This is a genomic window from Marinobacter zhejiangensis, assembly GCF_900114775.1.
Lineage (GTDB): Bacteria > Pseudomonadota > Gammaproteobacteria > Pseudomonadales > Oleiphilaceae > Marinobacter > Marinobacter zhejiangensis.
The window spans coordinates 42680-57720 of the sequence record NZ_FOUE01000006.1; the positions used below are offsets into that span (position 1 = coordinate 42680).

Annotated in this window: 13 protein-coding genes; 9 read left to right on the forward strand and 4 right to left on the reverse strand. The window is 58.3% G+C overall.

Going from position 1 to position 15041, the window contains the following annotated elements; genetic code table 11:
- Positions 1-17 precede the first annotated feature (17 nt).
- The 4 genes from metK (at position 18) to BMZ67_RS16370 (ending at position 4735) form a co-directional block, all read left to right on the forward strand.
- The gene (gene metK, locus BMZ67_RS16355) at positions 18-1208 is read left to right on the forward strand and encodes a methionine adenosyltransferase (protein WP_092025716.1); all 1191 of its coding nucleotides are present in this window, start codon (positions 18-20) and stop codon (positions 1206-1208) included.
- 341 nt (positions 1209-1549) lie between these two features.
- Complete coding sequence (ahcY, locus tag BMZ67_RS16360; protein WP_092025718.1) at positions 1550-2944, forward strand: adenosylhomocysteinase; 1395 nt, start codon at positions 1550-1552, stop codon at positions 2942-2944.
- Positions 2945-2986: 42 nt separating this feature from the next.
- Positions 2987-3856 (forward strand): methylenetetrahydrofolate reductase [NAD(P)H], encoded by an 870-nt coding sequence (gene metF, locus BMZ67_RS16365; RefSeq protein ID WP_092025721.1) that lies wholly within the window; start codon positions 2987-2989, stop codon positions 3854-3856.
- A 123-nt stretch (positions 3857-3979) separates the two neighbouring features.
- A complete protein-coding gene (locus BMZ67_RS16370; protein WP_092025724.1) occupies positions 3980-4735 on the forward strand; it encodes a transporter substrate-binding domain-containing protein in 756 nt (251 codons plus the stop codon).
- Positions 4736-4780: 45 nt separating this feature from the next.
- Here BMZ67_RS16370 and BMZ67_RS16375 read toward each other — a convergent pair whose 3' ends face one another.
- On the reverse strand, positions 4781-5281 hold the full coding sequence (locus BMZ67_RS16375) for a DUF2505 domain-containing protein (RefSeq protein ID WP_092025727.1): 501 nt from the start codon (positions 5279-5281) through the stop codon (positions 4781-4783).
- Between the two features lie 181 nt (positions 5282-5462).
- Between BMZ67_RS16375 and BMZ67_RS16380 the strand changes: the two genes are divergently transcribed.
- The 3 genes from BMZ67_RS16380 to BMZ67_RS16390 all read left to right on the forward strand — a co-directional run bounded on the left by BMZ67_RS16380 (position 5463) and on the right by BMZ67_RS16390 (position 8974).
- Positions 5463-6812, forward strand: a complete 1350-nt coding sequence (locus BMZ67_RS16380; RefSeq protein WP_092025730.1) for an adenosylmethionine--8-amino-7-oxononanoate transaminase — start codon at positions 5463-5465, stop codon at positions 6810-6812.
- A gap of 3 nt (positions 6813-6815) precedes the next feature.
- On the forward strand, positions 6816-7559 hold the full coding sequence (locus tag BMZ67_RS16385) for a 16S rRNA (uracil(1498)-N(3))-methyltransferase (protein WP_092025733.1): 744 nt from the start codon (positions 6816-6818) through the stop codon (positions 7557-7559).
- Positions 7560-7741: 182 nt separating this feature from the next.
- On the forward strand, positions 7742-8974 hold the full coding sequence (locus BMZ67_RS16390) for a DUF445 domain-containing protein (protein ID WP_092025736.1): 1233 nt from the start codon (positions 7742-7744) through the stop codon (positions 8972-8974).
- 53 nt (positions 8975-9027) lie between these two features.
- On the opposite strand, the gene BMZ67_RS16395 is transcribed toward BMZ67_RS16390, so the two are convergent.
- Positions 9028-10353 (reverse strand): YihY/virulence factor BrkB family protein, encoded by a 1326-nt coding sequence (locus BMZ67_RS16395; RefSeq protein ID WP_092025739.1) that lies wholly within the window; start codon positions 10351-10353, stop codon positions 9028-9030.
- 81 nt (positions 10354-10434) lie between these two features.
- A complete protein-coding gene (locus BMZ67_RS16400) occupies positions 10435-11397 on the reverse strand; it encodes a 2-hydroxyacid dehydrogenase (protein ID WP_092025742.1) in 963 nt (320 codons plus the stop codon).
- A 198-nt stretch (positions 11398-11595) separates the two neighbouring features.
- Here BMZ67_RS16400 and tmpT point away from each other — a divergent pair, with 198 nt between their 5' ends.
- Complete coding sequence (gene tmpT, locus BMZ67_RS16405) at positions 11596-12255, forward strand: thiopurine S-methyltransferase (RefSeq protein WP_092025745.1); 660 nt, start codon at positions 11596-11598, stop codon at positions 12253-12255.
- A gap of 8 nt (positions 12256-12263) precedes the next feature.
- Here the strand turns inward: tmpT and BMZ67_RS16410 are convergent, their stop codons facing one another.
- Entirely contained in the window at positions 12264-12593 is a 330-nt protein-coding gene (locus BMZ67_RS16410; protein ID WP_092025747.1) for a CPCC family cysteine-rich protein, read from the reverse strand.
- Positions 12594-13009: 416 nt separating this feature from the next.
- Here BMZ67_RS16410 and BMZ67_RS16415 point away from each other — a divergent pair, with 416 nt between their 5' ends.
- Complete coding sequence (locus BMZ67_RS16415; RefSeq protein ID WP_092025750.1) at positions 13010-14932, forward strand: PrkA family serine protein kinase; 1923 nt, start codon at positions 13010-13012, stop codon at positions 14930-14932.
- Positions 14933-15041 lie beyond the last annotated feature (109 nt).

Consider the following 15041-nt stretch of genomic DNA (forward strand, 5'->3'; position numbering starts at 1 on the left):
ATATAGGAGCCAAAACTATGTCTGACTACAGCATCTTTACTTCTGAATCGGTCTCTGAAGGCCATCCGGATAAACTGGCTGACCAGATTTCCGATGCCGTGCTGGATGCAATCCTGCAGGACGACCCGCACGCCCGTGTTGCCTGTGAGACTCTGGTGAAAACCGGTGTAGCCATCGTCGGCGGTGAAATCACCACATCCGCCTGGGTTGATCTGGAAGACCTGGTTCGTTCCGTCATCAAGGACATCGGCTACACCTCCTCCAAGGTTGGCTTCGATGGCGACACCTGTGGCGTGATCAACATCATTGGTAAGCAGTCTGTCGATATTGCCCAGGGCGTTGACCGTCAGAAGCCGGAAGATCAAGGCGCCGGAGACCAGGGCCTGATGTTCGGCTACGCCAGCAACGAAACCGACGTGCTGATGCCTGCGCCGATCTGCTATGCCCACCGTCTGGTAGAGCGCCAAGCCGAAGCCCGCAAGAGCGGCCTGCTGCCCTGGCTGCGCCCGGACGCCAAGAGCCAGGTAACCTGCCGCTACGAGAACGGCATTGTGACCGGCATTGACGCCGTGGTGCTGTCCACCCAGCACGACGAGGACGTCAGCCAGAAAGACCTGCAGGACGCGGTTATGGAGCTGATCGTCAAGCACGTGATCCCAGCCGAACTGCTGCACGCCGACACCAAGTTTCACATCAACCCGACCGGCAAGTTCGTGATCGGTGGCCCGGTGGGCGACTGTGGCCTGACTGGTCGCAAGATCATTGTTGATACTTACGGCGGCATGGCCCGTCACGGTGGTGGCGCGTTCTCCGGCAAAGACCCCTCCAAGGTTGACCGTTCCGCAGCTTACGCTGGCCGTTACGTTGCCAAGAACGTCGTTGCTGCCGGCCTGGCCGACCGTTGCGAGATCCAGGTGTCCTACGCCATTGGTGTTGCAGAGCCAACGTCGATCTCCATCAACACATTCGGCACTGGCAAGATTGGCGACGACAAGATCATCGCCCTGGTCCGCGAGCACTTCGACCTGCGTCCGTATGCGATTACCCGCATGCTGGACCTGCTGCACCCGATGTACCGTGCCACTGCGGCTTACGGCCACTTCGGTCGCGACCCGTACGAAATGACCGTGAATGGCGAGACCTTCACTGCCTTCCCGTGGGAGAAGACCGACAAGGCTGCGGCCCTGAAGGACGCTGCTGGAGTTTAATTCCGGGATTTACCTCGGTTAGCCCGCCACCTCTGGAGGTGGCGGCGCTGAGGTGAAGCCTTTGCGGACACGCTGCGAGTACATCCATGTACGCTTATTTCCGGCCATCCATGGCCTCCAATAGTCCGCAAAGGCTTCACCTCACCACCGCTTGATAGAGCGGAGACAGTTTTTCAATAACGAAATTGACCGTTCGGGGTATCCCCGACGGCAAGCACCCAAAGCTTAAAAGAGGGTGTGGGGGCGGCCTTCCGCGGAAGGCCGCCCCACCCCCGAAATGCGCAAATTCAGCAGTCCGAAAAACAGGCTGTAAAAATCACAGAAAGCGACAGGAGAACACCATGAGCACTCCGGCAGAGCAACTGAACGCCAACCAGGATTACAAAGTCCGCGATATTTCCCAGGCCGACTACGGTCGCAAGGAAATCCAGATCGCCGAAGGCGAAATGCCGGCACTGATGGCCCTGCGTAACAAGTACAAGGGTGAGCAGCCGCTGAAAGGCGCCAACATCATGGGCTGCATCCACATGACCATCCAGACCGCCGTATTGATCGAAACCCTGGTGGAACTGGGTGCCAATGTGCGCTGGTCCTCCTGCAACATCTTCTCCACCCAGGACCATGCCGCTGCTGCCATCGCCGCCCAGGGCATTCCGGTCTTCGCCTGGAAAGGGGAAACCGAGGAAGAGTACGAGTGGTGCCTTGAGCGCACTGTTGGCGCCGACATCGACGGCTGGGAACCGAACATGATCCTGGACGACGGTGGCGACCTCACTGCCCTGCTCCACGACAAGTATCAGGACATCCTGGCCAACTGCCACGGTGTCACCGAAGAAACCACCACCGGTGTCCACCGCCTGCAGGAAATGCTCCGCGACGGCAGCCTGAAAGTACCAGCCATCAACGTCAACGACGCGGTCACCAAGTCCAAGAACGACAACAAGTACGGTTGTCGCCACAGCCTCAACGACGCTATCAAGCGCGGCACCGACCACCTGATGGCGGGCAAAAAGGCCCTGGTTATCGGTTATGGCGACGTAGGCAAGGGCTCTGCAGCGTCCCTGCGTCAGGAAGGCATGATCGTCAAGGTCACCGAAGCCGACCCAATCTGTGCCATGCAGGCCTGCATGGACGGCTTTGAAGTGGTCTCCCCTTACCTTGGCGGCGTAAACACCGGCACCGAAGATGGCATCAACAAAGACCTGCTGGCAACGACCGACCTGCTGGTCACCACCACCGGTAACTTCAATGTTTGCGATGCCAACATGCTGAAGGCCCTGAAGTCCGGCGCCGTGGTGTGCAACATCGGTCACTTCGATAACGAAATCGACACCGCCTTCATGCGCAAGAACTGGGAATGGGACGAAGTTAAGCCGCAGGTTCACCTCGTTTACCGCGACCGCGCCAGCAACGACCACCTGATCCTGCTGTCCGAAGGCCGCCTGGTAAACCTGGGCAACGCCACCGGTCACCCGTCACGGATCATGGACGGCTCCTTCGCTAACCAGGTGCTGGCGCAAATGTATCTGTTCGAGCGCAAGTTTGCCGACCTGCCAGAAGCCGAGCGTGCCGACGCGGTGTACGTTGAGGTACTGCCGAAGCATCTGGACGAAGAAGTTGCCCGCGCGATGGTGGAAGGCTTCGGTGGCGTGATCACCAAGCTGACTTCAGACCAGGCGAAATACATTGGCGTACCGGTCGAAGGCCCGTACAAGCCAGACAGCTACAAGTACTGATCAGCCCTTCAGGGCTGTCAGACCAAGATCAGGGAGCAGTTCATGGAATCCCAAAAGCAGTTTAAACGACGCTTCAGCTTTGAGTTTTTCCCGCCCAAGACCGACCAGGGCAAGGAAAAGCTGCAAGGCGTGCGTGACCGCCTGGCGAGCGTAAACCCGGATTTCTTCTCGGTCACCTTCGGCGCCGGAGGCTCCACCCGTGACCGGACCGTGGAAACCGTACTGAACCTGCACAAGCAGGGCATCTCCACCGCACCGCACTTGTCCTGCGTAGGCGGAACCCGCGAGAGCGTGGCGGAGTTGCTGGACCTGTACAAGGCCAACGGCATCAACCGGATTGTCGCCCTTCGCGGTGACCTGCCGTCCGGGATGGGAGCCTCCGGTGAGCTGCGCTATGCCAACGAACTGGTAGAGTTTATCCGCGAGCACAGCGGCGACACCTTCAATATTGAAGTGGCCGCCTACCCGGAGTTCCACCCCCAGGCCCGTAACGCCGAGGACGACCTGAAGAACTTTGCCCGCAAGGTACAGGCTGGCGCCAACAGTGCCATCACCCAGTACTTCTTCAATGCGGACAGTTACTTCTACTTCATCGACCGGCTTGAGAAGATGAACGTGACCATTCCAGTGGTCCCCGGCATCATGCCCATCGTCAACTTCTCCAACCTGGTGCGGTTCTCCGACATGTGCGGTGCCGACATTCCCCGCTGGATCCGCAAGCAGCTGGAAGCCTACGGCGACGATGCCGACAGCATCCGCAAGTTCGGTGAAGAAGTGGTCACCGATATGTGCCGCAAGCTGCTGGAAGCCGGAGCGCCGGGCCTTCACTTCTATACCCTCAACCAGGCCGAGCCAAGCATCGATATCTGGCAGAACCTGGGCATTGGCGAGCGCGAAAAAATCGCTTTCTGACACTGCCCTATCCGCCCCTTCCCGATCCGGGGAGGGGCCATTCTTACTCCAACCTTCCCGCCCGAACGGCGTCATGGTCTACACTTCCTGAATGAACCCAACGGTCTGACAGGGAGTTCAACCATGAGCAAACAGTGGCTTTGTTCCGTTGTCACGACTGCCTGCGTTTTGGCCACAACGCCCCTTGGCGCAGACACCCTAAAGGTTGTGACAGACCCCAGCTTCGTGCCCTTCGAAATGATGGACCCCGCAACCGGCCGCATGACTGGCTTCGACATGGACATCCTGGCCGCCGTCGCTGCCCGTGCAGGCTTCGATTACAGCGTCAGCACCATGGACTTCAACGGCATCATCCCATCACTGCAGACCGGCAATGTGGACCTCGCCATCGCCGGCATTACGATTACCGCCGAACGACGCGCCATCATCGACTTCTCCACCCCCTATTACGATTCGGGTCTGCGCATCCTGGTTCGTGAAGACGATGACCGGGTTCATCGGATCGACGACCTTGAAGGGCTATTGGTCGGCACCAAGCTGGGCAGTACCAGCTACGATTTCCTGCTGTCCGAACTGGGCGACAGTCACGGCGTCGTTGCTTACCCCGACAGTCATGAGATGTTTAATGCCTTGATGGCCGGAGATGTAGACGCGGTGTTGTTCGATGCCCCCAATGTGGGGTTCTTTGCCCGCAACCGGGGCGAAGGGCACGTCAAAACCGTAGGACCACTGTATCAGGGACAGCAATACGGCATTGCGTTCAGAAAAGACAGCGACTGGCTCCACGAGGTAAACAGTGCGCTGGAGGAGATCCGACGTGACGGCACCTATCGAGCCATCTATGAGAAGTGGTTCGACTCCCTGCCTGAGGGGCGCTAGGAGTGCCGCCACAGTCAGGGGGTCAAGATAACGAGGCCTGCAGGCTTACAGGTCGTCGTTGATGAGCGTGCGGCTGACGCCGTGCTCCAGATCCATTTTGGTGCGGGAGTCGTCAAGAATGAACTTGGCCACTTTCTTCCCGATCAGCGGCAAATCACAGCGTACATCCAGCGATACGTGGTTGGTACAACTCTCACCATTTCCCTGAAGGCGCATGGTGCCTTTGATCTTCGCGGGGACGCCTTCGAGGTGAACCCGGTACTCACAGTGCCACTCGTCATCGTCCTTGCGAAACCAGTGTTCTTCCTGGCGAACCTGATTCCATTCCCGGGCAAAACTGGCCAGGAAGCCCGGAACGGCCGCAGAGGATTTCAGTTCCCGACTGAACACCAGCTTGGCGGTCTGATCGGTACGGCTCAACTCTTTAATCTGGACATTACGTGCGCCCACTTTGTCATTCTTGGCGAGGATGTGCCCCTCACTAAGAAACGCCTCCAATACCTTGTCCAGACCGGCATCGTAGGCGTGTGCAACTTCCAGTTCCATAAACTGTCTCCGAATTTTTTATTTAATCCATTGTGCGATTGCCCCCCGTTTGCCACATTGGCCGCGAGACCATCGGCCACGGGCAATCCAGCCACAGAGCTGGCATCCAGTGCCGCGACCCCAGTATGATGTGGCCCCACCAAGACCACTGCTCTATCGAGGGCCAATAGGAGACCTGACCATGCGCAACGCAGAACTCGTCGCAAGAGACCTCAAAGCTGTCTGGCACCCCTGCACCCAGATGAAAGATCACGAAACCCTGCCACTGATACCCATCAAGCGTGGCGAAGGTGTATGGCTGGAGGATTTTGAGGGCAACCGTTTCATCGATGCGGTCAGTTCATGGTGGGTCAATCTGTTTGGGCATGCCAACCCCCGCATCAATGCGGCGATCCAGGAACAGATTGGTCAGCTTGAGCACGTGATCCTCGCCGGGTTCAGCCATGAGCCGGTGGTGCGTCTTTCCGAGCAGCTCATTGAAGTCACGCCTCCGGGGCTGGACAAATGCTTCTATGCCGACAATGGTTCCTCCGCCATCGAAGCGGCACTGAAGATGAGTTACCACTACTGGAAAAACCACGGCAAGCCGGAGAAGAAGAACTTCGTCAATCTCAGCAACAGCTACCACGGGGAAACCCTGGGCGCTCTCGCCCTCGGCGACGTGGCCCTTTATAAGGACACCTACCAGCCCCTGCTGATGGAAGTCATCACCGCGCCCTCACCGGATGCCTATAACAAGGAACCCGGGGAAACCGACAAAGCCTACGCCCTACGCCAGTTTGAGGCTATGGAACAGATCCTGGCCGAGAAGCACGATGAGATCTGTGCGGTGGTGGTTGAGCCGCTGATCCAGTGCGCTGGCCACATGCGCATGCACCACCCGATCTACCACACCAAACTTCGCGAAGCCTGCGACCGCTATGGCGTGCATCTGATTGCCGATGAAATTGCCGTGGGCTTTGGCCGCACCGGCACCCTGTTTGCCTGCGAGCAGTCCAACATCACCCCGGATTTCATGTGCCTGTCCAAAGGACTCACTGCCGGGTATCTGCCGCTGTCGGTAGTCCTGACCACCAACAAGGTCTACGACGCTTTCTACGACGACTATGACACCCTGCGGGCCTTCCTGCATTCGCACAGCTACACTGGCAACCCGATCGGCTGTGCCGTTGCCCTGGCCACGCTCGATATCTTCCGCAACGACGGCGTCATCGAAAACAACAAGCGTCTGTCCGCCTGCATGGCCAACTCCGTAGCTCACCTCGCGGACCACCCCAACGTGGGCGACATCCGCCAGCACGGCATGACCCTTGCAATCGAAATGGTGAAGGACAAGGCCAGCAAAGCCGCCTTCCCCTGGCAGGAGCGTCGCGGCCTCCGCGTTTACCAGCACGCCCTGACCCGTCAGGCGTTGCTGCGCCCCCTCGGCAACGTGGTTTACTTCATGCCCCCCTACGTCATCACCGAGGATCAGATCCAACATCTGGCCGAGGTTGCAGCGGAAGGCATTGAAATCGCCGTTAGGGACTAAGCCATGAGAATCCCCAGGATTTACACTCCGGCGCCACTGGCCGCAGGACAAAACGTACCGCTGGACGACAATGCCGCCCAGCATGTTGGCCGGGTCCTGCGCATGCAGTCCGGCGATGCCCTGGAACTGTTCAATGGCGATGGCATGGACTACCCGGCCATTATTGAGCAGGTGGGCAAGCGCGAGGTGATTGTTGCGATTGGGGAGCCTCACCACAACAACAGCGAATCGCCGCTGAAACTGGTACTGGGACAAACCCTCTCCAAGGGCGACCGCATGGATTACGCCATCCAGAAAAGCGTCGAAATGGGCGTTACCACCATCGTGCCGCTGGTGTCCGAGCGCTGTGATGTGCGGCTGAAAGGCGACCGCGAGGAAAAACGCCTGCGTCACTGGCGCGGCGTGGCCATCAGTGCGGCGGAGCAATGCGGGCGTGCCGTGGTTCCCGAGATTGCCCCGGTCATGACACTGGATGAGTGGTTCGACTACACCCGCAACACCGCCGTCCGACTGGTACTGCACCACCGTTCCAGCCAATCGCTGGCGTCACTTACCCGGCCCGACGAAGTCGCCTTACTCATTGGGCCGGAGGGCGGCCTGACCGCCCCGGAAATCGAGGCCGCGGAACAGCGCGGTTTTATCCCAACCACCCTCGGAGCCCGGGTTCTTAGAACGGAGACCGCGCCGGTTGCGGCCATTGCTCTGTGCCAGTGGCTATGGGGGGATTACGGAAACGGGAACCTCTGAGTGGCTATTGCGTCTCCCCCCCGGCGGCGGCCTAGTCATTGACAAGATTACCTGACTGACAACATCATCCTGCGATTGCGTCAACAACTCCTGACCACAGTGCGCCTGAGCGGGGCGCTTCCGCATCACCATAGCGCGGAACCTAATAACACTAAAACGATAAAACAACACGCGAGTTCCAGATGACGAATCTCTTATCACAGGCAGAATTCTGGCAGTACCTCAGCATTCCTGTAGTTGCCGCCCTGATTGGCTGGAGCACCAACTGGCTGGCCATCAAAATGACGTTTTATCCTCTGGAATTCGTCGGTCGGCCACCGCTACTGGGCTGGCAGGGAATCATTCCGTCCAAAGCCCATAAAATGGCGTCCATCAGTGTCGATGCCACCATCTCCAAAATCGGCACCGTGCAGGAAATCTTCCAGCAGATTGACCCAAAGGTGCTGGCGGCCCACGTCCTCGAAACCGTCGACCCCAGGGTGGAGGAGTATGTTGATGAGATGATGCTGAAGGAGTACCCCACGTTCTGGGAAAATCTGCCAGCATCCGCCCGTAAGATGGTCTACGACCGGGTTCGCAAGTCCATGCCCCAGCAGATCGACAGCCTGGTGGACGACATCTCCGACAACATTGAGGGGTTGCTGGACATCAAGGGCATGGTCATCGACCGCCTGGTGGCCGACAAGCGTTTGCTGAACCGGATTTTCCAGGAGTGCGGCGAGGTTGAGTTCCGCTTTATCATCAACTCCGGGCTGTACTTCGGTTTCCTCTTCGGCCTGGTTCAGATGGCCGTCTGGTATTTCTATCAGGGCTGGTGGGTACTTCCGGTCTTCGGCCTGCTGGTGGGCTGGGCCACCAACTGGATCGCCCTCAATGTTATCTTCCGCCCGCTGCATCCCAAAAAAGTCGGCCCGTTCAAGATCCAGGGTCTGTTCCTTCGGCGCCAGGAAGCGGTCGCCGAGTCGTTCTGCCACATTGTGACCCACGAAATCCTGACCGTTGGCAACATCATCAGCTCGATCCTGAATGGCACCAACGGCGAGCGCGCTCGCAACATGGTTAAGAAGCATATGAAGCCGCTGGTGGATGAAACCGCTGGCATGGCCAAAGCTCTCACCCAGATGGCCTTCGGCCCCACCGGCTTTGCCACCCTGAAAAACCAGGTTGGTGAGAAGGCCATCGAAATTTCCCAGAACTCGTTCAACAACCCGGTCTTCCAGAAAGACCGGGCCGAAGCCGTCAAGAGCATCATGGTAGAGCGCATGGTGGCGCTGTCGTCTGAGGAGTTTCAGGACCTGCTGCGCCCCTGCTTCCAGGAAGACGAGGTCAAACTCATCCTGGTTGGCGCTTTCCTTGGCTTCGCCGCGGGCGTCTGCCAGTTCGTCTTTGTCTTTGGTCAGTCTCTGGGGTTCTAGCCCTAAACGAGAACCGGGCCCTATGGGCCCGGTGACTGCACATCAGCAAACAGCTATTTACGATCAGGCGTCGCCTCACTGCCCTGACGCAGAAGTTCCGCCAGGGTCTCGTTTCCATTGGCAACGCTTTGCACCATCAATGCCTCCGGCAGCACCCGCGGCAGTCTCGCCACCATACGTTCTTCGTCTCGGCGTGAGGCATTCAGCACATCCTGCACCGTAATGGTATCGAGCGACCGCGCCGGCACCAGCAGGTCCCCCCCCTCTCCGGCCAGCATCAGCAGGCCGGCCCGGATCAGCTTGTCGCTGGCCTCTCGGGTCAGTTCCGCCGGCACGTGCAACTGGCGCTCAAGCACCTCCTGTTGCGGCGCTGGCTTACCTTCACTGAACGGTTTCGCCACCAGCCACATCAGCACCAGACTGACGCGCTCCTGCAACTCCGGCGACAGCGGCACCTTCTGGTGCTTGGAGATCGCTCCCGGGTTCTGCAGGTAGTAGGTGATGCTGGCCCCCAGGAGCAGGATCATCCAGTTCACGTAGACCCAGATCAGCAGGACAATACCGATGGCAAAGCTTGAGTAGATGGCGGCATACTTGGCCGACCCCGCCACAAACGAAGCAAACAGGTAGCCCGCGGCCTGCCAGGTCACGCCGGCGATCAGCCCGCCAATCATCGCGAAGCGCAGCTTCACCCGGGTATTGGGCATAAAGATGTACACAAAGGTAAAGGCGCCCACCACCAGGAAAAATGGCATCAACCGGCTGAGCATCACTATGACCGAACCGAAAGGCTCAATCTCCATCAGTTTGACCATAAACGAGGATGCCAGGATCGTCGCCGTCAGACCGATGGCCGCCGCCATCAGCAACGGCCCCACCATAATCACACTGAGATAGTTGCTGAACCGCTGGGCCATGGAGCGCATTTCCGGCACCCGCCAGATCATGTTGAATGAGCGTTCAATCTTCTGCACCAGGGAAATCACGGTGTAGACCAGCAAGGCCAGCCCCACCGACCCAAGCACCCCAACCTTCATGTTATCCACGAAGCCCAGAATCCGTTCGCCCAGCTCAATACCTTGTTCCCCCATGGGCTGGAAGAACTGGAACAGCAAGGGTTCCAGCTTCTGGTGCACCCCCATGGCCTTGAGCACCGAAAAACTGAGTGCCAGCAATGGCACGATGCTGAGCAGGGTGGTGTACACCAGGCTCATGGCATGAAGCGCCAGGTTCCCGGTCACCAGGTCCCTGATCAGGGCATAGGCTGTTCGCCCAACGGAATAGAGCCAGGTCCAGGGTCGCTGGACCGGAGGGTTCGGATTGGCCAGTATCCAGTCTTCGGCCGCTTTCAACCGCTGTTTCAATGACGTCGTAGTCACACCATGTCCTACTGTCTGTTCGCTGTAAATGACGCCCCGGCGTAATCCAGGGCAGTCTTGCCGGCGCCTGTCACGGCGAGCTTACACCACATAGTGCGCCCGGCCGCCGGAACGCACACCTTCCAGGTTACTGGCGGTAATCCACACAATACGCTGACGAGCTTCGCGGCTCGCCCAGGCCGAGTGCGGGGTAACAATGAGGTTGGGAATGTCGTCAGCCAGCAAGGGGTTGCCGTGCCGGGGCGGCTCTTCGGTGAGTACGTCAAAGCCCGCGCCACCGATCACCCCCGCTCGAAGGGCATCCACCAGGGCCTGCTCATCCACCAGCCCGCCGCGGCTGGTATTGATCAACAGGGCATCGGGTTTCATTTGCTGCAGCTCCTTGGCCCCGATCAGGTGACGGGTTTCATCCGTCAGCAGGCAGTGCAGCGACAGCACATCCACCTGGGGCAATAATTCAGCCAGGGGGATCCGCGGGTAACCGTCGACCTCGCCAACGGGCTGCCCGGGACGGGCGCCCAACAGAACCTTCATGCCAAACGCACGAGCCCGTTCGGCGACCCCGCGGCCCAGATCGCCGTAGCCCACAATGCCAAGGGTTCGCCCTTCCAGCTCCATGATGGGATGATCCATCAGGCAAAACATGTCGCTGCGGCCCCAGCGCCCTGCCTGTACGTCCCGATGGTAGTCCACCAGCCGCGTCGCCAACGCCAACATCAGTGCCATGGTGTGCTGGGCCACGGTGGAGCGACCATAGTTCACCACATTGACCACCCGCACCCCATGCTCCCTGGCCGCCACCAGGTCGATGTTATTAACCCCGGTGGCCATCACCGCAATCAGCTTCAGGTCCGGGCAAGCCTCAAAGTGCTTTCGGCCAATCATGACCTTGTTGACCAGCACCGTATCAAAGCCTTGCAAACGCTCAATGACCTGATCAGGTTCCGTGCGGTCGTGGGTTGTGAGGGTATCGGCCACATGAGTCAGGGGGGACAGGTCAACGTCGTTCCCCAAAGTGATCGCATCCAGAAAGACGGCATTCATCCGACAACCCCTGTTTCATTCATAAATAGAGCACCAGATTACACAGAATCGGGCCAACCCTGAATAAGTCTATGACATTACTTGCTTTCATGGACATAGTGGGCAATTTCGCCGTCATTATCCAAAACCCCTCTCACCTTGATGACGATGATGTAGACTTGTTAACAACCCTTTATCCACTCAGAGCAGGGATCCATCATGGAACACGAATTCTGGCACGACCGCTGGGCCAACCAGGAAATTGGCTTTCACGAAGGCACGGTGAACCAGTTCCTGCGCGACCACTGGTCGCTGATGGTTGGCAACAACGACGACACCGTTCTCGTTCCGCTGTGCGGGAAGGCCCACGACATGTGGTGGCTCAACGACCTCGGCCACCCCGTCATAGGGATTGAACTCAGCGACATTGCCTGTAAGGATTTTTTTGCGGAAGCGGGAGAGAAAGCCAATGTACACCCCGGCGAGCCGTTCACTAAATTCAGCCATGACACGCTGTCGTTGTGGTGCGGCGACTTCTTCCAGCTGGTGCCGGATGATGTCAGGAATGTTCGTCTGGTCTACGACCGGGCAGCGCTGATCGCCCTGCCACCAGGGATGCGCAAGAAGTACGTCGACCACCTGACAGCCATCCTTCCGGATGGTGCCAACATCCTGCTGATCACACTGGATTACAACAGTGAGGAAATGAAGGGCCCGCCATTCAACGTCAGCGACGAGGAGGTTCGTGCCCTGTTCGGGGAGGATTACGACGTCGAGTTGCTGTCCAAGCAGGACATGGCGCGCGACAATCCATTCGCCAAGCGCCGGGGACTCAGCTGCGGCGCTACCGAGAGTGTCTTCCGTCTGAGCAAGCTATAACGCCGTGATCAGAGCTGCCTTTCCTGCAGCCTGAACCGGCTCCGCTGCTCCGGCAGGAGCACGTACTTCGCCATATCAGACTCATAGGCCCCAAAATCATGGAAGTTCCTGCGTCCCTGACGCAAGGTGAGACCATGGTTGGGGCCGGAAGGCGCATCCAGCTCATCCACATCCTGACCGTCATCCTCCCAGAAGCACACCGGGCAAATCTGGTAACTCCCGCGTTCCGCCAGCGAGATATAGTCACAACACGGGCATTGCACTCGCGGTTCCGGTACCACCGGGCCTTCCCATTGGAGGTCGTTGTTGCCCAAACGGCGTTTGATCCAGTTCAGCATGATCTTTCGAGCCACCCATTAACGTGCACAGTCTTAGAGTGAAAGTGTAGCCTCTTCAGCACTGGTTGTTGACGGCACAACCGACCGAAAAAGGCGATCACCGGAGCCAATGCCGGGGCCACAGGACGGCAACCTATGGTCACCGTTTTTCTGGAAACAAAACCCATTGCTGCCTGTCCAATGCTCAAAGACTGAACTAAGCTGAACTTGTCGGTGTCCAGTTAGCCGAAGGAAATGTCGGAGAACAGGCACCCATTCCCACCGATAACACAAAATCCAAGCGCCAAGCGCGTTGCCAACGAACGGGGAACAATGAGTGGATCATAAATAACAGACAGGACTGCTGAACACTGACACCCATCACCGCCTACATCCATGCGGGTTCAGCAGCCAGGTCTCAGGAGCGAGGAGTAACCATGAGCATTGTGCAGCACTTCAAGACACGGTATGACGAAACCCAGGAGGAAGAGTATTCCCTGGAGGAATACCTGGAGATCTGCAAGCGGGACAAAGCCGCTTACGCCACGGCAGCGGAACGGATGCTGTTGGCCATCGGCGAACCTGAGCTTGTTGACACCTCGCGGGACACCCGCCTGTCACGGATTTTCTCCAATAAGGTCATCAAGCGGTATCCGGAATTTTCGGAGTTCTACGGCATGGAAGAAGCCGTAGAAAACATCGTGTCTTTCTTCCGCCACGCCGCCCAAGGCCTGGAGGAAAAGAAACAGATCCTGTACCTGCTCGGCCCGGTCGGGGGCGGTAAAAGCTCCCTGGCCGAAAAACTCAAGCAACTGATGCAGAAGGTGCCGTTCTACGCCATCAAGGACTCACCGGTCAACGAGACACCGCTAGGGCTCTTCGATCCGGATGAAGACGGCCCCATTCTGCAGGAAGAATTCGGCATTCCCCGCCGCTACCTGAGCAACATCATGTCACCGTGGGCGGTCAAACGCCTGCACGAGTATGGCGGCGACATCAGCAAGTTCCGGGTCATCAAGCGCTACCCGTCCATCCTCGACCAGATTGCCGTGTCCAAGACCGAGCCCGGCGATGAAAACAACCAGGATATTTCCGCCCTGGTGGGTAAGGTCAATATCCGCATGCTGGAAGACTTCTCCCAGGATGACCCCGATGCCTACAGTTTCAGTGGCGGCCTGTGCCGGGCCAACCAGGGGCTGATGGAATTCGTGGAGATGTTCAAGGCGCCGATCAAGGTTCTCCACCCGCTGCTGACCGCAACCCAGGAAGGCAACTACAACACCACCGAAGGCATGGGCTCCGTCCCCTTCGATGGCATTATCCTGGCCCACTCCAACGAATCGGAATGGCAAACTTTCCGTAACAACAAGCACAACGAGGCCTTCCTTGACCGGGTTTACATCGTCAAGGTGCCCTACTGTGTCCGGGTCACGGAAGAAATCGAGATCTACCAGAAACTGCTGAAAAACAGCTCGCTGTCTGGCTCCCCCTGCGCACCGGACACCCTCAACATGCTGGCGCAATTCTCGGTGCTGTCGCGGGTCAAGGAACCGGAAAACTCCAGCATCTTCTCCAAGATGCGGGTCTACGACGGCCAGAACATCAAGGATACCGACCCCAAAGCCAAATCGATCCAGGAGTATCGTGATTCCGCCGGGGTCAATGAGGGCATGGAGGGGCTGTCGACACGTTTTGCCTTCAAGATTCTCTCGAAGGTGTTCAACTTCGACACCACCGAGATTGCCGCCAACCCGGTACACCTGCTCTACGTGCTGGAGAAACAGATTGAACAGGAGCAGTACCCCAGCGAAACCCAGGAGCGCTACCTGAGGTTCATCAAGGAGTTCCTGGCACCGCACTACGTCGAGTTCATCGGCAAGGAAATCCAGACCGCGTATCTAGAAAGCTACAGCGAGTACGGCCAGAACCTGTTCGACCGCTACGTCACCTACGCCGACTTCTGGATTCAGGATCAGGAGTACCGCGACCCCGAAACCGGCGAAATCCTCGACCGCTCCGCCATCAACGATGAGCTGGAAAAAATCGAGAAACCCGCGGGGATCAGCAACCCCAAAGACTTCCGCAACGAGGTGGTCAACTTCGTCCTGCGGGCCAGGGCCAACAACCAGGGTCAGAACCCGTCGTGGCTCAGCTATGAAAAACTGCGCAGCGTGATCGAGAAGAAGATGTTCTCCAACACCGAGGACCTGCTGCCGGTTATCTCCTTCAACCCCAAAGCGAGCCAGGAGGACCAGAAGAAACACAAGCAGTTCGTCGAACGCATGGTCGACCGAGGCTATACCGAGAAACAGGTGCGTCTGCTGGCCGAATGGTATCTGCGGGTCCGCAAGTCCCAGTAAGGCGCTGTGGATGACGGTTCCGGAACTGCGGGCGCCGATGCCAGGGAGCACGGTGCAGGTCGCGGTTCCGGAGTCCCCAGCGATTCCCGGTATAAATGACTATCAAGAG